This is a genomic window from Candidatus Chromulinivoraceae bacterium (genome assembly GCA_035478595.1).
In the GTDB taxonomy this organism is placed as follows: Bacteria; Patescibacteriota; Saccharimonadia; order Saccharimonadales; family Saccharimonadaceae; genus CAMLKC01.
Genome location: DATIJL010000004.1, coordinates 1 through 22,300, shown reverse-complemented (window position 1 = coordinate 22,300; position 22,300 = coordinate 1). Strand labels below are relative to the sequence as shown.

Sequence of the window (22,300 nt, the reverse complement as noted above, 5' to 3'; positions counted from 1 at the left end):
ATGTCTAAAGCTCCGCGTTCGAGAAAGATACAGCGATTCCATATTAGGTCAAAAGATCGCGAATCGTTTACTTCTAACCTTGCCCTATTGCTAAGGGCAGGCGTTCCAATTGGTGAAGCGTTTCAATCAATGCGTGAAGTGAGCGGTTCGAAGCCGCTTAACCAGGCGTTGACGCAAATGCAAGCGGATGTTGAAGAGGGTATGCAACTCTGGAAGTCACTTGATCGAAGTGGTATTGTGTCGGGTCAGACACTCGCGCTTGTTCAACTTGGTGAACAAGCGGGGAGGCTTGTCGATAATTTAAGGGTGGCAGCTAAACAGGAAGAAAAACAACGTGTTTTTAAATCCAAGATTCGCTCGGCGCTTCTTTATCCTACGTTCGTGCTAAGCGTCACTGGACTTGTTGGTATCGGCGTATCATGGTTCTTGCTCCCTCGCCTTGCGCAGACATTTTCTCAATTAAAACTTAACCTTCCGCTAATCTCACAAATATTGATTGGTTTTGGTACCTTCTTGCAGAATAACGGCATTTGGGCTGTTCCTGGCGGATTGGTGATAATCATACTTCTATGTTATCTTTTATTTGCAAATCCGAAGACAAAAGGGCTTGGCCAGCGCCTGATGTACCGTATCCCAGGTGTTTCGAAATTGTTATACGAGGTGGAAATTGCTCGATTCGGCTATCTTCTTGGTACGTTACTTAGCGCGGGTTTGTCTGTTACACAGGCTCTCCAGTTGCTTTATGATGCCAGTTCATCGGTTCGGTATAGGAAATTTTATCTTTATCTAAAAGGCGCATTTGAAGATGGGTATAGTTTCAAAGAAAGCCTGATGAAATACAAGGAAGCAAAGAAACTTCTTCCTCCGGCAATTCAACAAATGATCATCGCCGGTGAACGATCAGCTGCCTTACCTGAGACGTTGACTGAAATTGGCAATATCTATGAGGAAAGAGCCGATGTATCTACTCAGAGCTTGGAGGTGGTGCTGGAGCCGATCCTTCTCGTTCTGGTTGCAGGAGGCGTCCTTATGGTTGCTGTCGCGGTCATTCTTCCTATCTATAGTCTTGTAGGTGGTCTCGGAACATGAGCAGGGTGGCAATTAGACATAAAGAGCGTGGATTTACGGTCATTGAGCTTCTGCTGTCAGTTGCAATTGTTACTATGCTCGCCGGCCTATCATTGCCAATCTATATATCGTTTCAAAATCGGAATAATCTTGATATATCGACGCAGTCAATTGCAGATATGCTACGGCGTGCACAGGTCTATTCTCGAAGCGTGACAGGAGACAGTCCATGGGGGGTCGAGATACAACCAACAGTCGCGACTCTTTTTAAGGGATCTAGTTTTGCGGGGCGTAATACAGCGTTTGATGAAACACAGCCGATCGATAATTCGACGACAATTAGTGGCCTAACAGAGGTGCTCTTCACGAAATTCACCGCAGCCCCAGGAACGACAGGAACAATAACTCTGTCAGCTACCCCTGTCGATACGAGGACAATAACCATCAATGCCAAAGGGATGGTTAATTATTAAGGCGTTTATCCGACGTACTCTAGCATCTCCCTTGAGATCTCAGGGCGGTTTTTCTCTTGTTGAGGTGCTACTTGCTGCGGTTATTTTTGGATTCTTAACAACAGGACTTATTGGTGCAATTGTCTACGGTCGCACCGCAACGGGTGGCGCAGGAGATCGAGTACGTGCCCTACAGATGGCGGACGAAGGTCTTCAGGCGGTGAAGGATATGCGTGATGTTACGTATGCTAACCTTGTTGTTGGTACGTATGGTCTAACGCAAACATCTGGGCTATGGGCATTTTCGGGTACATCTGACACCAACGGAATATACACGCGTCAGATTGTCATTGCTGCTGCGGGCACAAACCGCAAGTCGGTGACAAGCACGGTTACTTGGACGGAGCAGAATGGGGTCACCGGGACGGTAACTGCAACGGATCAACTCAGCAACTGGCTGCCCAATATAAAATTATGGTCAAATGCTATTCAAGCAGGGGGTATTGCAATTACAGGAGGGAACGCAGCAGTTAAGGTTCGTACCCAAGGGAACTACGCATACACTGTTGTTAGTACCGCCGGTACTGCTAACTTTGCCGTGACGAATATCTCTAATCCAGCCGCCCCAACTATCGTCAGTGCGATTACGTTACCTTCTAGTGAAGTACCGACAAATATATTTGTGAGCGGGACCAAGGCTTATGTTACGTGCACACACGCAACGGCAGAGCTTGTTATTGTGGATATCACCAACCCTGCAGCACCGACGCAAGTCGGGTCGTATACTCCTGCGGGTACAGCTGACGGTAAAGCGATATTTGTGAGTGGCACGACGGCCTACTTTGGCAGAACATCCAATGCTGGTGTGGCCGAACTAAGCATTCTCAATGTCTCCAATCCAGCTGCTCCAACGCTGATTGGCTCTTATGGTCCTAACGTCACGATATTCCAAATATATGTGTCGGGTAACTACGCCTACCTTGCAACAAGTGCGACAAATAAGGGGTTAATCGTCGTGAATATCACGACGCCAAGTAGCCCGACGCTTGCGAGCGCATTTCAGCTTCCTAATGTTCTTGGTGGTACGTCGGTAACGGGATTTGGCACGAACGTGTTGGTCGGGAGTGCGACGACGCTCTATGCTATTAGCGTGACAACTCCCACTGCGCCGTCAGTTACAGGGTCGTTTACTGTGATCGCAACGATTACTGACTTAGACGTTGATATCACAAACCAGTTTGCTTTTGCGGCGAATGCTAGTACATCGACGGGTCTCCAGGTGGTAAATATAGCGAACCTGGCAGCAATGGCGCTCTCTAAATCAGCAACAACAACTGCTGGTGTTAACGGTATTAGTTATGATAAATCGCTTGACGTTGCTGCTGGTGCTAGTGCTTCAACAACATTAGAGTCCATCGTCTTTACGAGGAACTAATCTATGAATAGGTTTTATTTTTCTACAACCAAAAGTACGCAGAAGAGAAGTTCTGGCTTTACGCTTATAGAACTACTGCTCTACGTTGCAATTGTCGGTGGTTTGCTTCTATCTGTATCGTACTTTTTTGCGATGGCTGCCGACTCGAGACTGAAGAATCAAACCATTTCGGAGATCAACCAGCAGGGTGCGGCGGTAATGGATTATATCACTCAAACGATCCGCAATTCGACATCTATCTCGATACCAACACGAGCTGGTATGGCAGCTAATCTGAAACTTGTTGTGCCGACTGGTACGCTAAGTCCGACGCTATTTGATACAACAAGCAACACAATTCTGGGCGTTAGTACGGATGGTGGAACGACAGATAATGCGGATAAGAACTCAATGAATGCGACAAGGTTCACTGCGTCGGCAACAGGGACTATAACAACTCTCTATGCTCTTCTTGGTCCGACAGTGGCGGCGAGTCCAAACAATATGGGACAGATGGCTATCTATAGTGGCACGTCAGCTCCGACAACACTGATCGCAAGTAGTCCTTCAACGATACTCACCCCGAGCGCGTGGAACGCGTTTATTATAGCCCCGACGGCGGTGACGAGTGGACAGACATACTGGCTTGTCTACAACAATAATGGGTTACTTGCTGCCGACAACAATCTTCGGTTCAGTACCACGGGTACGGGTATATACCTGGCACAGACGTTCGGAACGTGGCCAGCTACTTGGTCTGGGGGGACAACAAGTTCTGACTTGAACTCAATGTATGCGCCAATTAATAGTATAAGCAGTGTCAGCTCACTGAGGGTCACGGAGGGCGCTGGATCCCCTGTGTCACTCACGAATAGTAAAGTACAGATTAACGGACTTACCTTCAAGAATCTCTCACCAGCGGGAACGCCAGGGGTTGTTCAGATTAGCTTTACTCTGACTCGTTTTAATCCAAGCTCCAAAAATGAGTATGATTATCAGAAGACCTTTACGGGGTCGGCGGAGGTGCAGTGGTGAGACGACGTTTTCAAGAATCAGGATATATTGCACTACTGGCTGTGCTGATTGTTGGCGCAGCAGCAACGGCAATTGGACTGACAGTGCTTCTCACAGGAACAGATAGCCAGCGAAACACTCTAGCTGAGCAGCAGTCTATGCAGGCGAGGGATCTCGCAAACGCATGTACCGAAGAAGCGCTACAGGTCACACACGATAACATCGCTTTTGCAGGAACTAACACACTCTCTCTCGGTGCGGGAAGCTGTACGTATGTGACGACAGTGCTCACGGGAACAACACGGAGTATCGCTATATCGGCGACTGTCGGTATTGTTGTAAGAAAGATACAAGCATATGTTACAATTGGATCAACAAGCATAAGCGTTACATCATGGCAAGAAGTAAGTTAGGCTAGTGCTTGAACTATAAAAGTAAAAGGGGTGCGGAAAAATGAAATTGTTCAAGCATATAAAATCTAATAAACAAGTGGGCTTCACCCTCATCGAAGTTTTACTTGTCGTAGCTATCATCGCGATTCTCGCAGGTATCGTTATCATTGCAGTAAACCCTTCCAAGCAATTGGGTGATTCACGTAATGCTCAGCGTCAGGCGGACGTAACGACTATTCTTAACGCAACCTACCAGTACGCATTGGATAATAGTGGTGCACTCCCGGCCAATGGCACGGGTGTCGGTATTACAACCACAGCAACAGAAATCTGTAAAACAGGAGGTACATGTACAACACTTGTGGATCTCGGTACGTCACTAACGACTGCTGGAAAATACCTTGTATCGATTCCCATCGATCCTCAATGTCCTACTAACTGTAACGCCAACGGTAACGGGTATAAAATATCAAAGGATGTTAACAACCGTGTGACTGTTACTGCACCAAATGCTGAAAATGGTAAAACTATTTCGGTTACGAGGTAGTGCTATATGAGTACCTCAAAAAAACCAATTACAACGCGATCTAAGGCGAAAGTTCGCACTAAAGCTCCAACCTACAACAGCAAGCTAGAATTATCACAGAGTAAGGCGGTGACGTTTTTAGTATTCTTGTTCACTGCATTATGTATATTCTTCGCTATACTTGTGTTATATCGCTACGGCTCTTAATCATTGATTAATAAACTATAAGGGTAGAAATAAAAGTGTTTAAACAATTGAGAAACAATAAAAAGTCAGGCTTCACCCTCATCGAAGTTTTACTTGTCGTAGCTATCATCGCGATTCTCGCAGGTATCGTTATCATTGCAGTAAACCCTTCCAAGCAATTGGGTGATTCACGTAACACGCAGCGATCTGCAGACGTAACGACTATTCTTAATGCAACCTACCAGTATTCTATAGATAACGGTTCATTGCCACCCGCAGGCGGTGGAGCTGGCATTACAACAGCAGCTACTGAAATCTGTGCGACGGGCGCAGCTAGTTGTACGGGACTTATCGATCTCACACCTCTTACGGCTTTAGGCAAGTATGTTGTCTCGCTTCCTAAGGATCCACAGTGTGCAACTACTTGTGCGACTAACGGTACTGGCTACAAGATTAACAAAGACGCTAATGGACGACTAGTTGTAGCAGCGCCAGCGGCAGAGAACGGCAAAGCTATCTCGGTTAATCGCTAGCCAGTTGACGGATAATATAATAGGATGAGCGCTTGTAAAATTGCGCTCATCTTGCCGTTAATATGTATTTATTAAAATGCCGCGCTGGTTGGGATAACTTTCTATGGTGGCCGTCCGTAAACAAGACAGTGGCACCGGCATCTGCAGACAAGAAACAAATATGTGATTTGGCATTTGCAAGAGATGAGATGTATGTCGACTTCGACGAAATAGAAAAAGAATGTAAGAATTGCTCGCAGGGTAAAAAGATACTATTCTTTTCGAGCAGTGACGAGTGCAGTTTTTATTATCACAATCTCTAACTCGGGAAGCCACAATAGCTAAAGCTCATTACTATAGTATTGACTAAACATAACCGCATAGCCTATCATAATAAGTACTAACTTTGTAGGGGATTATAAAAAATATGGCTCGACTTCCTGTCCCTGGCAGTGACACCGACACTTGGGGGAATGTTCTCAATGACTTTTTAAGCGTCGAGCATAATGCCGACGGTACCCTTAAGACAACAGGTACGATATCTACAAAGGCTGACAATACGGCCGTTGTTCACAATACAGGCAACGAGACAATTGGCGGCACAAAAACATTCTCAACCGCGCCAGTCGTGCCAAGTAATTCTTTCCCTGAGAGCGCGGTCGCTAATTTAACGACCGATCTTAATGCACGTCTTACGTTTAGGGGTGCCTGGGCTGCATCGACTGCGTATGCAATTAATGATCTTATCGCATTTTCAGGGATGTGTTACGCTGTTACGACAGCCTTCACAAGTGGAGCAAGTTTTAGTCTGACTAATCTAACGCCACTTGCAAACCCTTCGCATGTGTTTAACGTGCAGGCATATGGTGCAAAAGGTGACGGTACGACTGACGATACTGTAGCTATCACAAATGCAATTAATGCCGCATTTGCAGCTGGTGTTGCTAATGGAACATACTACGCCGAGATTTACTTTCCGCCAGCCGTCTATCTCATTGCCGGTAACCCAACAACAGGAGGAGCTACAAACGGAAGTGCACAGATTCCGTTGCCAGTTATCGATCCAGCATTCACGCCTGCAAAACAAAAGTTCGTTCTTGTTCTAAAGGGTGCCGTTGATGCAAGCGCGCTTTATCACTGGCAACAGACAGTACCACAAGAGGCTGGCGCTGTTCTGCGATCAACATATAATGCAGGTACTGGTGTGCCTGCAACTGGTGAAGTCTCCGTCTTAGGTGGGCCTACGCCTCACTTTGGTTTTGGTGGAAGTGGAACATCAAGCAACGGCACGTCTGACACGTGGAATAATATGCTCGTCGTCGTCGATGGGATCACTATTGAAGTACCACAGAATGGTAATATATGCGGATTTGATTTTAGAGGAATGGCGGAGGCCAATGTACTAAGCGCCTCGGTCCTTGCGCGTTCTACCGTCACAGGTGCTCCGACACCTCCTTCACCAAACTGGGCATTTGGGTTAGCGATGCCACAGACGAATAACAATGACAACTGTAATATCGGCTTCTTCTCATGTGAAGGGCTTGTGTACGGTTTGATTGTTTATGAGCATGTCCAAGCTAATTCACTACGACTTATTAACTGTTTCGACGGATTGGTGATTTGGCCATCGTCTGGCTTTCCGCATCGTAACATCGTCACCTATGCTTCAATTGAGAATTGTACACAGTGTGTCGTATTTGCTAGTACGGCCGTAACGAAGCTCGATATTCTCTGTCTCGATATTGAATGGACGACGGGGTCCGGTCATTTTATTGTTAATGATTCTCATAACGCAGCTTATGGAACAATTTATGTTGGAAGTAATGGTGGTGACGGAGGTCTAACGCTCGAGCAGGCATTAAGTGCATCATATGGAGTTAATGGTGGTGCTCATGCTAAGGTTATAAATCAAGATCAGGGAGTCGGTGTGGTCACGGCACCAACTATACCAACTTCAACAACTGCGTTGCAAAATCCATTTTGGCGTGATGCGATGGTGACTATCGTTGGCGGTACTGTGACAGGCATTGCTGTTGATGGAACAAGCCAATTGTCAACTACTCCTGGTACGGTATGCGTACCTAGCGGCAAAACCATCACGCTGACGTACTCTGTTGCGCCAACGTGGCAGTGGACGCTCCTGTAAATATTTAAAATGACCGCTTCCTGTGAAGCGGTCATTTTGTTTGTGGTAAAAATATACTATTGGATATTTGTAAGTTCGCGGCGGCTGTTGAAATAAAGATAGCTAATATACGCGATTGCGCCCAAAATAAGACTACTCATAATAACATTTTCTGCCATACCAGTATGTGGTAGCTCCGCAGGAGTTTCCGTGACAGGTTGCTCAGGGGTTACGGGAGTTACTGGCGTAACGGGGATTTCAGGTACGGTAACGGTAACGACAGCAGGGTTACAGCCCTGTTGAGGATTATCGTTGGCGGTACTATTGCCAGTGAAACAAGCAGTATTTGTTATTGAGCCATCGGTGCTGGAAGTTACCTTTACGAGGTATTCTTTAGTGACTGATTTACCGGGCTTAATTGTTCCTAGGTTTTCACTAATTTGACGTTGAGCTGGATTACTGACGAGCTCTACTCCAGAAGGAAGAGTGTCAGTCATGACGGTTTTTGCCATGTCATTATTGCCGCTGTTGTCAACGGCGCCATTGTTAGTAACAGTAATGACATACCTAAGTGTATCGCCAGGTTTGGCTGCAATGGCTGTAGCGGACGTGTCCGCGTCGCTCAGGACGCTATTTGTTGTTACGTTTTGGACTTTTTTGACAATCACACCTTTTGGATGCCAGGCGAATGCTGTTGAGGTGAGACTTCCAATGCCTACAATACTAATGATACCTGCTAAGAGTACGAGTTTACTTACCTTCATGGTAGTCCTTCCGTTATGGTTCACACCTGATAGTCTCTCAAACTATTTTGGATTATGCTTAAGTTTACCATAAAAAGTATGATATGTCAAATCATATAGCCTCACCTCAACATCGCGAGGAGGCGAAGTAGTTCCCGACTGGTTAAACTATTGCTCTAAGACCGCTAGTATATTACCCGCGGGGTCTTTAAACCATGCAATGTTTGGTCCCATATTCTTTTCTTTGCCACGTAGAATACCTTTATCGTCTTGAGGAGCTTGATCATAGCGTTCAAATTCGACACCTTGCTTAGTAAGTACATCGACTGCAATATCGATATCATCCACAACGAAATCTAACATAGTGTAACTAGCAGGCGTATGATCTTTTTTTGGATACATCCATGCCTTTGCGCCACCAGGTAGAAAAATATGCGCACCGCCTATAGCATCTTCTGTTTTTAATCCAAGTTTAGTTTCGTAAAATTCTTTGGCCTTAGCGAGATCATCGACAGAGAATCCGCTAAAAGTTGATATTGGTTCAAACATTAAAACTCCTTTTTATTTATTCAGCTGCATCAAATTGGCTAGCGTATAGGGTATTATAGAACCCGCCCTTTTTAACAAGTTCATCGTGCGTGCCCTGCTCAACGATGTTTCCTGCATTCATAACAAGAATCATGTCCGCGTTACGGATTGTTGAAAGACGGTGTGCAATCACGAAGCTAGTTCGGCCATGCATAAGTCTTTCCATCGCCTGTTGAATAAGAACTTCTGTTCGTGTGTCGACTGAACTCGTGGCTTCATCAAGAATAAGCATAGGAGCATTGGCAAGCATAGCGCGAGCAATAGTAAGCAGCTGTTTTTCACCCGCTGATATATTGTCCGTCTCCTCGCCAAGAATTGTGTCATAGCCTTTTGGAAGTGTGCGGATAAAGTGATCGGCATGAGTGGCTTTTGCGGCAGCTATAACCTCTTCTTTTGTCGCACCAGCTTTACCATATGAAATATTATCTGCGATTGTCCCATTAAACAACCATGTATCTTGAAGTACCATGCCAAAGAGCTGTCGCACATCTGCTCGATTAAGCAGTTGGCTGTCAATGTTGTCGATTAAGATGCTGCCACTATCCACATCGTAAAAACGCATTAGAAGGTTTACGATTGTCGTTTTTCCAGCACCGGTTGGACCTACGATAGCAACATTTTGACCTGGTTTGATGTGAGCATTGAAGTTTTTAATAATAGGCGTACCTTTGGAGTAACTAAAGTTCACATTATCGAATGCTACGCCTCCGGCAATGTGTTCAGGGAGCGATGTTGTCGCCGTATCGCGGGACTCCTCTGGTTCTTCCAGGAAATCGAATACACGCTCTGCGGCTGCGACGGTTACCTGCATGACGTTAGCAACGTTGGCTGTTTGCATGATTGGTTGGGTGAACTGGTTCATATACTGAATAAACGCCTGAATATCGCCAATACTGAGCTTGCCGTTAATAGCGAGCCATCCGCCAAGTACAGCAACGCCGACGAATCCAAGGTTGCTAATAAACTGCATAATCGGCATCATTAGCCCAGACATAAATTGTGATTTCCAGCCGTTCTTAAAGAGCTGTTGATTGACTTTAGAGAAAGCACTTATAGATGATTTTTCGCCGTTATAGGTACGCATGACAATATGGCCGGAGAACATTTCTTCAACATGTCCATCAAGTTGACCTAGACTATTTTGCTGGCCCATAAAGTAACGTTGTGAGCGTTTGACGATGAGAGATATAATACCGAGACTGAGCGGGAGTACAACGACAGCTACGAGCGTAAGCTGCCAACTGATAGTAAGCATCATAATTAAAATACCGACAATTGTGACGACTGAGGTTACGATTTGAGTGGCACTTTGGTTTAAGCTTTGACCAATCGTATCGATGTCATTCGTCACGCGGCTAATAACTTCACCGTATGGGTGGTGGTCGAAATAGCTTAACGTCATTCGGTTAATCTTGAGAGATATATCTTGCCGAAGTCGGTACACGAGATCCTGTGTAATATCTGTCATTATCCAGCCCATAAGGTAAGAAAATAGCGAACTGATAACATACAGAGCAGCAAGCCATAATCCGATAATCATGATTGCTTCGTAGTCTATGCCTGGACGACCTTTTGAAAAGTCGATATTTCGCAGTGTGTCTTGTTGTGCAGTCGGAATTTGCTTTTTTTGGTTCGCAGATAGATGGTTGAGGATTGTTGCACCCGTTGTTCCTGTCGGTAGTTTTGCTCCTTTCGGTAGGTTGTTTATGACTCTATCGTAGGCCTGGCCTGCAACAAAGCCATCTACAACTTTGTTGGTCATGTTACCTAGAATACGTGGACTCAAGATCATAAACACGGTACTTGCAATGGCAAAAACGATAACAAGAATAAGCCTGAATATGTGCGGACGAAGGTATCCAGCAATAGTTTTAAGTGTCTTTTTAAAATGTTTTGGTTTTGCTCCAGGTGCCCCCATCATCATACTCGGGCCGCGGCCGGCAAAACCTCGGGGGCTGGCACTGGCATTAGAGCTGGCGTTGTCGGGTTTCATGAGGCAACTCCTTCAAGTTCTGTAATTGAGAGCTGGGACTCGGCGATTTCTCGATATACTTTTGATGTCTCAAGGAGTGTTTTGTGAGTTCCTGTGTCAACGATTTTTCCGTTATCAAGCACGATAATTTGATCAGCATGCATGATTGAGCTGATGCGTTGAGCAACAATAATAACTGTTTTTCCTAAGGTTTCCTTAGCGAGGGCGCGCCGCAAAGCGGCATCAGTTTTAAGGTCAAGGGCTGAGAAGCTATCGTCAAAAAGGTAGACGACTGGCTGTTTTGCGATTGCCCTGGCAATCGATAGGCGCTGCTTTTGTCCACCAGAGAGATTTGAACCACCTCGTGCAACTTGGTCGTCATACTTTTTAGGAAGTGACTCAATGAATCCTGATGCCTGCGCAATGGTAGCAGCTTTTTCGATTTGCTCTTGTGATATACGACTACCGTAACTAATGTTGCTAGCTACTGTTCCAGAGAATAACGTCGCTTTTTGTGCCGCGTAACCTATTCGACTTCGAACATCCGCTTGCGTAACGGTACGAATATCAATGCCGTCGAGAAGTATTACACCGTCTTTTACGTCGTAAAGTCGCGGAATGAGATTAACAAGCGTCGATTTTCCACTGCCCGTTCCGCCAATGATAGCTGTTGTCTCGCCAGGTTGTGCGGTAAAAGAGATATGTGAAAGCACTGGTTCCTCTGAGTCGGCATAAGCAAAGCTCACGTCACGGAACTCGACCTCGCCTTTAGCGATTTTGGGTAATTTTTGAGGCTTTTCAGGGTCGCGAACAGTTGACTCGCTACCGAGTACTTCGTTAATACGGTTGGCTGATACGAGTGCACGCGGAGCTAGAATAAAAATAAATGAAAGCATAAGAAAGGCCATGATTGCCTGTGTTGCATACTGCATGAATGCCAACATATCGCCGAGCTGAAGGCTGCCCGTCTCGATATAGTGCGCACCTATCCAAATGATTGCCAGGGAGGTGAAACTCATAATAAGCATCATGCTTGGCTGTAAAATCACCATAGAGCGGTTAACGAACAGATTGAGTTTGACGGATTGCTTGTTGGCGGTATCGAATTTCTTTTCTTCGAACGTTTCTTTATGAAAAGCACGAATAACTCGTACGCCTGTGAGCATCTCACGCGTGACAAGACTGAGTCGATCAACGAGCAGCTGAATTTTTTTGAATTTAGGAACAACAATAATGAATAGTGTGACGATGATTGCGACAAGTACTCCAATAGCGACCGCCATAATCCATGACATAGCCGGCGATAATTGGTAGGCCTTAATAATAGCGCCTACACCCATAAACGGTGCGATAAGTGCCATGCGTAGAAGTAGCACTAGGGTTTGTTGCAACTGTTGCATATCGTTTGTCGCGCGAGTAATGAGTGATGCGGTTGAGAATGTATTGAATTCGTTGAGTGAGAAGTTCTCTACTTTTTCAAAGAGCGCAAGACGCAGGCGACGAACAAATCCTGTTCCTATGCGCGAGGCTACAAAGCTGACACCAATAGTACAAAGCCCACCGAGCAAGGTAATAAAGAGCATCCATAGGCCGGTACTAATAATATATCCTGTGTCACTGCCAATAATTCCTTTATTGACAATGCTCGCCATGTAGTCGGGTAGGCTTAATGTTACCGCTGTTTGGCCATAGACAAGTACAACCAAAACGGCAAACCATAAGACATAAGGGATAAGATAGCGGATTAACTGGCGCATAATACTCTACTTATTATACCCTACGAAAGCATTATAATTCCTGTATAGAATTTAGACTTCGTCGTCTGATTTTGTAAGTGTGAATAACTTTGCAATGCCGAAAGCTACGAGTGCATACACAACAATCGCAACGACGCTGCTGATTTCAAACACAGATTGGCCATAACTTGGCTGGTAGTTGAATATGCCATAAAAAGGCATAGCGAAAAGACCGCTCAGAGCGTAAACAAAATCAACAAATCCGGACCCTTGGTTTGCTGCTAGCATGAGCAGCACAATACGGAGTACGAGTAGTGCGATAATAACGCCGGCCAGGTAGTAGACGATACGCCGTGCCACGACGCCGGCATCTACCTTTGTTGCCGTCGTGACGCTTTGACGACGAATGTTTGTGTTGCCTTGCTGTACTTTTGTATCACGTACTTCGGTAGTCTTCTGATCGCGTTCTTCGTTCATGATGAATTACCTCTTATTACTTATGTTTATAGCATAGCACATGCAGCATTGTGGTGTAGATCACTTTGCTGGGGAGATTTAAAGAGGTTTGATAAGTTGAGGCATATCTATTTTGAGCGAATGAATGTCTGCGCTCACTTCGCTAACAAGTAGTTGCTCGCTCGATATCGGGCGAAGCATATCAAATAACGCGTTTGCATCGGTGATGGAAGTGTCAAGCCATCGTGTTTCTTCACTCCGGCTTAGTACGATAGGCATGCGATCGCTGATGTTGCGTAGTGCATAAGGCGTGTCGCTCGTAATAATAGAGTATGTTGAATGTGTTTCATTGCCGTCATCCCAACTACTGTATATTCCAGCAAAGGCAAAAATCGGAGTATCTTTTAGCTGAATATAGTATGCCTGTTTTTTGTTACCTTGTTCGACTAATTGATAAAAACCATTGGCGGGTATGAGGCAGCGGTTATGTCGAACGGCGGTTTCCCAACTATGTTTGGTGAGTACTTTTTCAGAGGGTACATTATAGGTTTTATAGCGAAAAACGGAGTTGGTGTTTTTCGTACCCTTAGGAGTAAGACCCCAACTCATTTGTTCTACTACCGCGTGGCCGTTCTTATTAAGGATAACCGGCGCCTGTAAAGTTGGATGTATATTGTAGCGAGGTTTAATGCCCTTTGGCAGACCGTCGGCGAGGGTAAAGCGGTCACGAAGATCGGCTGTGGTGTAAAGGCTGTATCGAGAGATCATACTGTTTAGTATACTCTACTCTCGTGATATTCAGGTTTCGGCAGGTTGTGACCTATGTCACATACACCAGGGCTACGGTATTCGTATTATAAAGACACACTATATATACTCCGAGGTAACTGGGCAAGCAGGGCGAAGTTCCCTCACTGTCGCGCAACTGTAAAGTCAGAAAACCAGTCCTCGGATGAAACTGTGCTCTTCGCCGCAGAGAGTAACGGAAGGTTTTATCGCCCTCTAGAAGCGGCCCGAGCACAAAAGGGGAGAGAGATGGAAATAGGGGTCGAACAAGAAACTGATTACAAATACGAGACGCCCGAGGTGAACATTATTATTGAAGGTGATCTCGAATTTTCTATAGGCGGAATATATGAGTCCTCGAACTTAATTGAAGCCGAACGTACTCAGGAATATGGAGCTACAATTCAGAAATATGTGGTAGAGGACGACGGCTTTTACCCGCTTGAGGATAGTGGAGAGACGGGTTCTACTTTGCCACTACTATTAAACGATGAGCAGCAGCAGGCTGTCCAAATAGCACTCCTTGGCGGTGAGGCAATAGTGGAGATCTTGGCGCCCAGTAGTACAGATGAGATGGAGGTATGGTCTATCCAGACATTTACATTTGATGGTGTTGTTGATGGAAGACAAACATTTACCCTGAGCGCTAGATCCGAGGAGCGGCCGAAGTTACGAGAAGAGCCAGAAGCCAACTTTGACAGAGGTTCTGACTACGATAGTTTCGAGTCGTCATCGGGCGATGGGGTGGGGGTTAGTGTCGACCCATCTTACGAGGTCTCGGGGCGTGACGTAGCTCTAGCTGACACCAATTCAGAGAGTTATGATTTGGATATAAGTATTGGTGAACCAAAGATAGAGAACGTATCACCATATGAAGTGAGTCTTGTAGAACAGCTTGTCGAGATCTTCTCGGAGCTGAATGTCGTGGCTGTGGCACAAGGTGAGGTTGAACGAGCTAAACCGACTACAGCTTATGTGGCGGAGGTAGGTGAAGGCGCTGGTATCAGGGTCGAGCCGGACGGGGTGGTGAAATCTGTTGATGCTGATGCAAAGCTCGCGCCTTCTGTGTTTAAAACCGAAGTGTTCGAAAAAACAGCGACGATTGTTGACGACCAAGATGAAATAGATGAACCTATTGTTGAGTTGGTGGTAGCTGCCATTGAAATAAAGGATTATGTCGCGGCTGATGTGGAGCAGCCTCTGGCCGAGACACTACTAGATGATCCTTACGAACCGCGGATAGAAGGCACAGAAATGCGGGTAGGGGACCGATCACAAACATCTCCTGTAACATTCCAGCCGAACGAGACTATTTATGTGCGAGAACAAGCACCCGTTTTGCTCGAGTCTGATGTAATTGCTCGCGCGACTCTAGTTGAGGAGCGGACGGTGGTGAGACCTTATCACTATGTAGAGCCGCCTCCTCGGGCAGAACGTAAAGTTGCAACGACTCGACCTCTTGAGGACCAAGAAGAACAAGTGTCACAGGTTACTACTCGGGAGGATGGTGTCGATGAGCGGATGGAGGAGAGTCAACGGGAAACATTCACTCTCCGTGAGACTTCGACGACACTACGTAAAGAGTCAAAGAGAGGTGAGGTTGCCAGAACATTGAACCCTGAAATAACATCTCGTCAGTCTAAAAAAGCGATGCTGCATGCTGTCGAACCAGCAGCGTGGGAGAGGGCTAGCTTCGTTATGCCTAATATCTCTAAGACAAGCGTCTTTAACGTTACGGAGGGTGGCGATGATATTGTTATTTCGTTCGAATCTTCTCGTATAACACAACGAGCACGAAAAGCTCGTGCTGAGAGCTTGGCTGTATGAGTACGCCGCTTTCCATTCGTCTTCGTAATCTTACAACCAAAACAGATTCGTTCACAGAGGTAATTGGTCGAGACGATGAACTTCGCCGCTTGGTGCAAATCTTACTGCGTCCTACTCATCACCATGCGGTTATTATCGGTGAACCTGGAGTTGGAAAGAGTACTCTGATCGAAATGCTAACTCTGGGAGTGTTTGAAGGCGCTATCCCGCAGTTACCCGCTAAGGTATATGTGCTTGATACGGCTCCTATCTTGAGTCTATTTGTTGCGGGGGACAGTTTACGTGCGTGTTTTGATGCACTTCGTGTTCAAATGGCGCGACTTCAGGAGGCAATTATTGTTGTTGAGGATATACAGCTGTTAGCGACGGACGATCCCAGCCGGCTTGAACAGACGCTTGAGCTTCTGCAGGCGATCACGTCTCATTCGGGTATTCGACTTATCGTTACGACAACAGAAACGGCATTTCGGCGTACGTTTCATAAAGATTATATTTTTAATCGCACACTTGTGCCGCTTGAACTTGCTGAGCTGAGTCCGGAAACAATTGGTGCAATTTTAGAAAATGTTGCCTCGGGTCAGACAATGGTCATTGCACCAGAAGTAACAGATCTTACTATCAGTTTGAGCAGACGTTATGGACACGGGAGAGTGTTACCTGATACGGCGCTTCGGCTGTTTGAGGAAGTAGCGGTGAAGGTGGCTTTTGAAGGTCGGCAACAAGTCGAACTCATCGATGTACGTGATGCTATTTCTGAACGTGAGAAAGTGCCACTCGCTAGCTTGGACGCCAACGGTGCCGCGTATTTGGTGGGCCTTGAGGGACGGCTCCGCCACGCCATTATTGGGCAAGATTCGGCTACGAGAACTATAGCTCGCACAATGATCAACTCACAGCTTGGCATCGGTGATGATTCGCGGCCTCGTGGCTCATTCTTGCTACTTGGTCCGTCTGGTGTAGGTAAAACAGAAACGGCCAAGGCACTTACCGAACAAGTGTATGCTAACCCTAAAGCGATGATCCGTTTGGACATGAGTGAGTATAGTGAGTCACACAGTGCAGTGCGCCTTACAGGCTCACCACCAGGATATGTAGGCTACGAAGAGGGTGGTCAGCTTACCGGTGCTGTCGATCGTCAGCCGTATTCACTCGTGTTGTTAGACGAAATCGAGAAGGCTCACCCCAAGTTGTTCGATGTTTTTTTGCAATTACTCGATGATGGTCGCCTTACGGATTCGAGCGGAAAAACAGTTGATTTTACTCAAACATTACTACTAGCTACTTCGAATATCGGTAGTAGAGAAATTGCGGACGCTCATGTAAATGGGATTGATGTAAACAGTACTAACTTTTTACGGACATCCCTCATGCCGCTGCTGCTCAGCCAATTCCGTCCCGAGTTTATCAACAGATTCGATGCGATTTTAGTATATAAGCCTCTTAGCGAACTGCAGCTCGTTGCTCTCGCGCAACGAGAACTCACTAGATTAGGGGTGCGCCTTTCTCGTCTTGGGATTACGTTCGATGTGCCAGACCAATATCTTGCGAAGCTGCTACACCAAGAATATGATCCACTATTTGGTGCCAGGCCAGTAAGGCGTCTTATAGCAACACACTTTGAGATGCCACTTGCTGAGCGAATCGTAAGCGGGCAACTGCATGGACCTATAACAATCATTGGCAGCGAGTCATGGCTGGGGAGGCATGTATGAGCTGTTCACTTTAATCGAGTTGAGATCTGAGCTGGAAGCTCGACTTATGATATGATCCGTTCTTCTTTACAGGTGTGTTTTTAAATGCTATTTTGAGATAAATACTACAGACATAATACGTATATAATGATTCATCCTACATATAACGAAGGGGAAGTTCCTGCATACTTGCAAATGCTTATGGCCCATGGGTCTCATAGTGAGCGTGTAAGTGGCATCGCTAGAATCTTGAATTCTCAAGAAGCGGATGGAGGGTTTTCGAAACGATCGTCTCGCGCGTTAACCGAGAGCCTAAGCAAGCTTGATCAAATATATCAAATCCACGGAGTAGACTTTTCGCGGGCGCAGCTCGATACGCTCGTCACTGTTCGTAATCAAGGTGCGCCTATAGAATTTGAAACACTCGGTCCGTATCTAATAGACTATCTTCAATTCGATGGGAAGATGAAAATCACGAACCTTATCCCTGAAGATAAGGTTGGGCTTAGTCTTGCACGTGCAATACGTCCTTTTCTGCCCTCTGCTCGACTGATTTCTTTATACGACGAGTATAATAGCCGGAAAGGTCACACCCACGGGCATGAGGAAGCACCTCATTTTACGAAAGAAAACATAAAAGACTTTCGGGCAAGTCTGATCACTCTGTTTCAGGATGTATCTGTTATATCCGCTGATGCAATTGACGGCGAAGATTTTCTCTTGATTCCAGAAAGCTCTAAATTAATTGACGCTGAAAACCTTGTGAATCGACTCGAATCGCACGGTCTCATTGCTTATCACGATGATGAAATACATTTTGTTAATGACAATGCTGAAAACCCGCTTTACCAACGGATTACCCTACGAACTAAACAGGGAAGATGGCTATGTCAGGCACTAGATGCAGCAGCCTTCTTGAAACCTGAGAATCAGAAAATTACCCATCTTGTAGTGCTTCCTAGCTATATGAGAGCTCAGCAGGATAAAGTATGGGAAATTCTTCGTACCCTCCATATCTCACCAACTAACTACCATAATATTTTCTACGATCCTGACATGGAAACTCACGATGTGGTAAAGATCATATCTGAAGCATTTCGGATGGCAGAAACCTTGGTGAAATAGGACGATATTGAAGCGGTATTTTACCGTTCCAACATTCAATCTAGGTTAACTCCTTAGTTTAGAGCTAATATTCGCCGGCCAAAACGAGTCATATGGTCACGCTCACGCCGTTCGTCAACTTCGTCATAACGTCTGCGAATGTTGCGGGCAGTTCTTAGCGGAAGTGAATCGACACGAACGTATAAGCGGTAATTACCAAGGGGAATACCGACATATTCTCCGTCGTCAAGTAGCAAGCTAACTGCGGCATCGACGCGATAATTTCGTGGAAGTCCAGCCGAGTTATATATAGGTCCGTTATATATTGCAATTCGATCACGACCAAGATTTTGTTTTACCTCATGCAGTTTAACGATATCTTCTTGGCGCACGGTCGCGATTGAATCAGGAATAAAAATGCCAGGGTCGTACACGGTCATTACGCGGTTGTCGAGCCGTGAATCACCGAAATAACGATGCCAGTAGAGTAGCTCGAGCGTTCTACTTCGTCCAGACTGAAGCCCTGTTTTATAGTTAGGGTCGCGATAATTTTTGCCAAGGCGTGAAAGGAGGTGCATCATGCCAAAGTTATCTGCCTTGACAGAAGCATATATGGGCCGATTGTTCGCATCTGCTAGTAGTTCGTCACCGAGCTCGCTACCTAAATGTTCTTGGCGGTATTCAGGCTTGACCCAAATTCCATTAAGATAGACTGTGTCGATTGGCAGGTCCCTATCGAATGCGGTTGGACCGTCGGGATGAGATGAGCAAAGGACTAGCATATAGGAACAAAGTTCGTCTGTAATCTCATATGTCTCGAGATTGCGTCGTAGATGACCAACAACTATAGGACTCTCGGAAGTGTTATTGCCGGGTTTTCGTGCCGTGTAGTGATTAAGCTGTTGTGTCGTAAAGGCATTGTCTCCGAATGCAGCTTGCTCGCCTCTTGCAACTTCATCAGCGTATGCGTTAAAAAAATCGATTCGTCGCTCGAGTTTAAAGTGGGGATTGAGATCGTGTCCGCTTGCCTCTTTGGTGGCAATGACAGATGCAGCCGAACCGGTTTGCGGATAACCAGTGGTAAGCTCGCTGATACGTGCAAGTTTCAACCGTAATATAGATCGCAGGTATGTTAGCTGAATATCCTTTTCGCGGCTATCAACGTAATATCTGGGAGCAAATAGTTCGCCCAGTATGGCATCAAGTTCGATATGTAAACCGGCGAGCTCGGTCTCCTCGTTGTCTGTCAACTCATCGAGAAACCGATCGTCAACTTGATCGAGCCAACCGGTTCCATGTACTGCTATGTCGGGTGATGTGTTGGGAATCTTCTCGTGCATGTAAAAATAAAATTATATACTATTTTCGCAAGGTTGTATACAACTTTAATATACAGAGAGCTGCTTTACTCATAGCTTCGGTGACGAAGACAGGAATTATGTCTGTAATGTATGATTAGGTATGGAATATGTTAATTTAAACTAAACAGCACGAGGGCTCGCCTTGTCAATGAACTTGGTATATAACAATGATTGAAAAACTCTATAAGCTCAGGTCTTTACTTACTATGCAAGAAACAAATCCGCTCGACAATTATAACGAACCAATTACATACTTTGGCATAGCATACACACTCACGAAAGAGGATAATGATCGACTTAACTCTCTGGACGCAAATATTCAGGAGCGGTTGAAAGATGTCCTCTATCTTTCACCCTATGGATCACGACATATCACAATTATGAACCTTACTTCGGTGGTCGATGGCTACGAAGATCATGACGTCATACAGTTCATTGAGAGTAACGTCGGTCTCTATCGAGATAGGCTTAGGGCAATAGCAAGCAGCCTTGACCCGTTCGAGGTAAGACTTACTCGTCTTCAAGTTGGGTCTGGAGCTATCATCCTGCGCGGGGAGGATCAAGGACAGATCTCGAAGATACGAGACGAACTAATGGATTTGCCTCGTCTTGGCGGACGGATTATTGATTCCGGATTCATCCATTCTACGCAGGCGAGATATAAAAAACGAATTCTTGTCAGCGACGTGCGCGAACAGTTAAAGAGTGTTGAAGTCGATGTTCCAATCACCGTGGATAGGATTGGGATCGTGAGGGCAGATGTTTGTTTCTCAAGGCCTCATACTATAGTGGAGGAATTTGATCTAGGATCTAAAAATTAAGTCTCGCCACATTATTCAACGTACTTCTTCAAATGTGCCAACGCTGGATTCTCTGAAGCTCGGATAAAGTTCATAGCATGAAATAAGGCAGCAAGGTAGATAGCCGGATATACTGCACCAGGTTTACTCATTTGCTTTATAACCGTCTTGAAGGGGATCTTCTCTAATGTAATCGTTTCACCAACTTCGAGATTTTGATCTTGGCTTATCTTTCCACCGACTGCTAAGAATGTATGCACTTGATTCGTGTGGTTTGCTGGGTTAGGATAACTCGTTCCGACGTGGTAAAGGGAACCACCGGTATAGCCCGTTTCCTCTTCAAGCTCACGTTTTGCAGCTGCTTCAGGTGAGGCATCTGTTTTCTCCATGCCGCCACCGATGAATTCCATAAGATGTTTCTGCACGCCATGCCTATAGTGCCTTAACATGATAACGTTATCATCGGAATCAATAGCGATGCAGTTGACCCAATCATCTAGCTCAAGAACATAATAGGTACCTACTTTACCACCTTGTGGTATTGTGCAAGAGTCGACGCGCAGTTTTAAAAATCTATCGTTAACGATGTATTTGGAGCTATCTATTGTCCATTTGGGCGATTCCATATTCATCTTACGATTATAACATTTCCCTACATAGCGGATTTGTTGGTGGAGGGTGTTATATAACCTCAATTTAAGGTGTGATGTTGACGAAATTAGAGCCTAATAAGCATAAAATGTTAGTCTTAGCTAACACTCTGCACCGGGTCGGTCTTATCGCACTTAGGGGCATGAACGTGTCGGATGTCCTATCAAGTGAACATCACGGCGAAATCGCTAAAAGGCAAGCTATAAATTCATCTAAAAAGGCAGTAGCAGCCGTCTAGATTAGCATAAGGTAATGCGAACCTAGTGAGCTGCCCGATGGGACTCCGCGCGGTTGCGGGTCCCATCGGGTGGTGCTGTTGGATCAGCGCCAGCGGTCGAGGTGGCGGTTGGTGTGGAAGTAGCGAAGCTGCACTGCCACGTAAAGTGTCAATGCGCCGACTTCGACACCTCCGAGGAATGAGACGGCCAACAGGTGTCAGATCCCGCCGTCATGTATGAGGGCGAGGACCGGACCGGTCAACCAGCCGATGCCGTGCGGGGCGGGGGCGGGCGTCGCGTCGCTGCGTGTGAGGAATCCGACGGCAAGGATCGTGCCCGTGACCAATCCGGTCGCGGCGCCGGCAACGTTGAACTCGAGGCCGTGACGGCGCTGGAAGTTCTGGAACCGGCGGAAGGCAGAGAGGAGCATGATGGGCTCGCTTTCACTTCGAGGGGGCTGCCAACAGTATGTCTCCAAAGAGACTAGAATAATTATATAATTAAAGTGTATTTTTGTCAATATGAACGCGTCGACCGTTATCCGGCTCCCATACATCTTGGACACTTCGTCATATACTTTCTAATCTAGAAAGGAGTGAAAGTGAGAACAAGAACAATGACCGGAAAACAACTCCAAGTGTATGGGGCTCGTATTCGACTGGCCTGGTTTTCGAGCTG

General features: G+C 45.9%; 21 protein-coding genes and 1 riboswitch. Of the genes, 12 read left to right on the top strand and 9 right to left on the bottom strand.

Annotated features, from left to right (window positions below):
• The 8 genes from VLG36_00945 (at position 1) to VLG36_00910 (ending at position 7,710) form a co-directional block, all read left to right on the top strand.
• A complete protein-coding gene (locus VLG36_00945) occupies positions 1-1,089 on the top strand; it encodes a type II secretion system F family protein (GenBank protein HSW77348.1) in 1,089 nt (362 codons plus the stop codon).
• Between the two features lie 5 nt (positions 1,090-1,094).
• The gene (locus VLG36_00940; GenBank protein ID HSW77347.1) at positions 1,095-1,541 is read left to right on the top strand and encodes a type II secretion system protein; all 447 of its coding nucleotides are present in this window, start codon (positions 1,095-1,097) and stop codon (positions 1,539-1,541) included.
• Positions 1,516-2,955: a beta-propeller domain-containing protein gene (locus VLG36_00935; GenBank protein ID HSW77346.1), complete on the top strand. Its 1,440-nt coding sequence runs from the start codon at positions 1,516-1,518 to the stop codon at positions 2,953-2,955. Before VLG36_00940 ends, VLG36_00935 begins: the two co-directional genes overlap by 26 nt.
• 3 nt (positions 2,956-2,958) lie before the next feature.
• The gene (locus VLG36_00930; protein HSW77345.1) at positions 2,959-3,969 is read left to right on the top strand and encodes a type II secretion system protein; all 1,011 of its coding nucleotides are present in this window, start codon (positions 2,959-2,961) and stop codon (positions 3,967-3,969) included.
• Positions 3,966-4,361, top strand: coding sequence for a hypothetical protein (locus tag VLG36_00925; GenBank protein HSW77344.1), 396 nt, complete (start codon positions 3,966-3,968; stop codon positions 4,359-4,361). The genes VLG36_00930 and VLG36_00925 overlap by 4 nt, the downstream gene beginning before the upstream one ends.
• A 40-nt stretch (positions 4,362-4,401) precedes the next feature.
• A complete protein-coding gene (locus VLG36_00920; GenBank protein HSW77343.1) occupies positions 4,402-4,887 on the top strand; it encodes a type II secretion system protein in 486 nt (161 codons plus the stop codon).
• A gap of 221 nt (positions 4,888-5,108) precedes the next feature.
• On the top strand, positions 5,109-5,585 hold the full coding sequence (locus VLG36_00915) for a type II secretion system protein (GenBank protein HSW77342.1): 477 nt from the start codon (positions 5,109-5,111) through the stop codon (positions 5,583-5,585).
• Positions 5,586-5,991: 406 nt separating this feature from the next.
• Complete coding sequence (locus VLG36_00910; protein HSW77341.1) at positions 5,992-7,710, top strand: glycosyl hydrolase family 28-related protein; 1,719 nt, start codon at positions 5,992-5,994, stop codon at positions 7,708-7,710.
• 56 nt (positions 7,711-7,766) lie between these two features.
• Here VLG36_00910 and VLG36_00905 read toward each other — a convergent pair whose 3' ends face one another.
• The 6 genes from VLG36_00905 to VLG36_00880 all read right to left on the bottom strand — a co-directional run bounded on the left by VLG36_00905 (position 7,767) and on the right by VLG36_00880 (position 13,952).
• Positions 7,767-8,453: a hypothetical protein gene (locus VLG36_00905; GenBank protein HSW77340.1), complete on the bottom strand. Its 687-nt coding sequence runs from the start codon at positions 8,451-8,453 to the stop codon at positions 7,767-7,769.
• Between the two features lie 147 nt (positions 8,454-8,600).
• On the bottom strand, positions 8,601-8,981 hold the full coding sequence (locus VLG36_00900; GenBank protein ID HSW77339.1) for a VOC family protein: 381 nt from the start codon (positions 8,979-8,981) through the stop codon (positions 8,601-8,603).
• Between the two features lie 16 nt (positions 8,982-8,997).
• A complete protein-coding gene (locus VLG36_00895) occupies positions 8,998-11,013 on the bottom strand; it encodes an ABC transporter ATP-binding protein (protein ID HSW77338.1) in 2,016 nt (671 codons plus the stop codon).
• The gene (locus VLG36_00890; protein ID HSW77337.1) at positions 11,010-12,749 is read right to left on the bottom strand and encodes an ABC transporter ATP-binding protein; all 1,740 of its coding nucleotides are present in this window, start codon (positions 12,747-12,749) and stop codon (positions 11,010-11,012) included. Before VLG36_00890 ends, VLG36_00895 begins: the two co-directional genes overlap by 4 nt.
• A gap of 51 nt (positions 12,750-12,800) precedes the next feature.
• Positions 12,801-13,205 (bottom strand): hypothetical protein, encoded by a 405-nt coding sequence (locus VLG36_00885; protein ID HSW77336.1) that lies wholly within the window; start codon positions 13,203-13,205, stop codon positions 12,801-12,803.
• A gap of 78 nt (positions 13,206-13,283) precedes the next feature.
• Entirely contained in the window at positions 13,284-13,952 is a 669-nt protein-coding gene (locus tag VLG36_00880) for an SOS response-associated peptidase (GenBank protein HSW77335.1), read from the bottom strand.
• Positions 13,953-14,062: 110 nt separating this feature from the next.
• Positions 14,063-14,174: riboswitch (adenosylcobalamin-variant (AdoCbl-variant) riboswitch) on the top strand.
• A 45-nt stretch (positions 14,175-14,219) separates the two neighbouring features.
• Here VLG36_00880 and VLG36_00875 point away from each other — a divergent pair.
• From VLG36_00875 to VLG36_00865, 3 genes are all read left to right on the top strand, one after another.
• Complete coding sequence (locus VLG36_00875; protein HSW77334.1) at positions 14,220-15,797, top strand: hypothetical protein; 1,578 nt, start codon at positions 14,220-14,222, stop codon at positions 15,795-15,797.
• A complete protein-coding gene (locus VLG36_00870) occupies positions 15,794-17,509 on the top strand; it encodes an ATP-dependent Clp protease ATP-binding subunit (GenBank protein ID HSW77333.1) in 1,716 nt (571 codons plus the stop codon). Before VLG36_00875 ends, VLG36_00870 begins: the two co-directional genes overlap by 4 nt.
• 126 nt (positions 17,510-17,635) lie before the next feature.
• The gene (locus tag VLG36_00865) at positions 17,636-18,613 is read left to right on the top strand and encodes a hypothetical protein (GenBank protein HSW77332.1); all 978 of its coding nucleotides are present in this window, start codon (positions 17,636-17,638) and stop codon (positions 18,611-18,613) included.
• 53 nt (positions 18,614-18,666) lie between these two features.
• Here VLG36_00865 and VLG36_00860 read toward each other — a convergent pair whose 3' ends face one another.
• Positions 18,667-19,932: a GNAT family N-acetyltransferase gene (locus VLG36_00860; GenBank protein HSW77331.1), complete on the bottom strand. Its 1,266-nt coding sequence runs from the start codon at positions 19,930-19,932 to the stop codon at positions 18,667-18,669.
• 188 nt (positions 19,933-20,120) lie between these two features.
• Between VLG36_00860 and VLG36_00855 the strand changes: the two genes are divergently transcribed.
• Positions 20,121-20,774, top strand: coding sequence for a hypothetical protein (locus tag VLG36_00855; protein HSW77330.1), 654 nt, complete (start codon positions 20,121-20,123; stop codon positions 20,772-20,774).
• Positions 20,775-20,785: 11 nt separating this feature from the next.
• On the opposite strand, the gene VLG36_00850 is transcribed toward VLG36_00855, so the two are convergent.
• Both VLG36_00850 and VLG36_00845 read right to left on the bottom strand, forming a co-directional pair.
• Positions 20,786-21,379, bottom strand: coding sequence for an NUDIX hydrolase (locus VLG36_00850; protein HSW77329.1), 594 nt, complete (start codon positions 21,377-21,379; stop codon positions 20,786-20,788).
• A gap of 460 nt (positions 21,380-21,839) precedes the next feature.
• Complete coding sequence (locus tag VLG36_00845; GenBank protein HSW77328.1) at positions 21,840-22,052, bottom strand: hypothetical protein; 213 nt, start codon at positions 22,050-22,052, stop codon at positions 21,840-21,842.
• Positions 22,053-22,300: the final 248 nt, after the last annotated feature.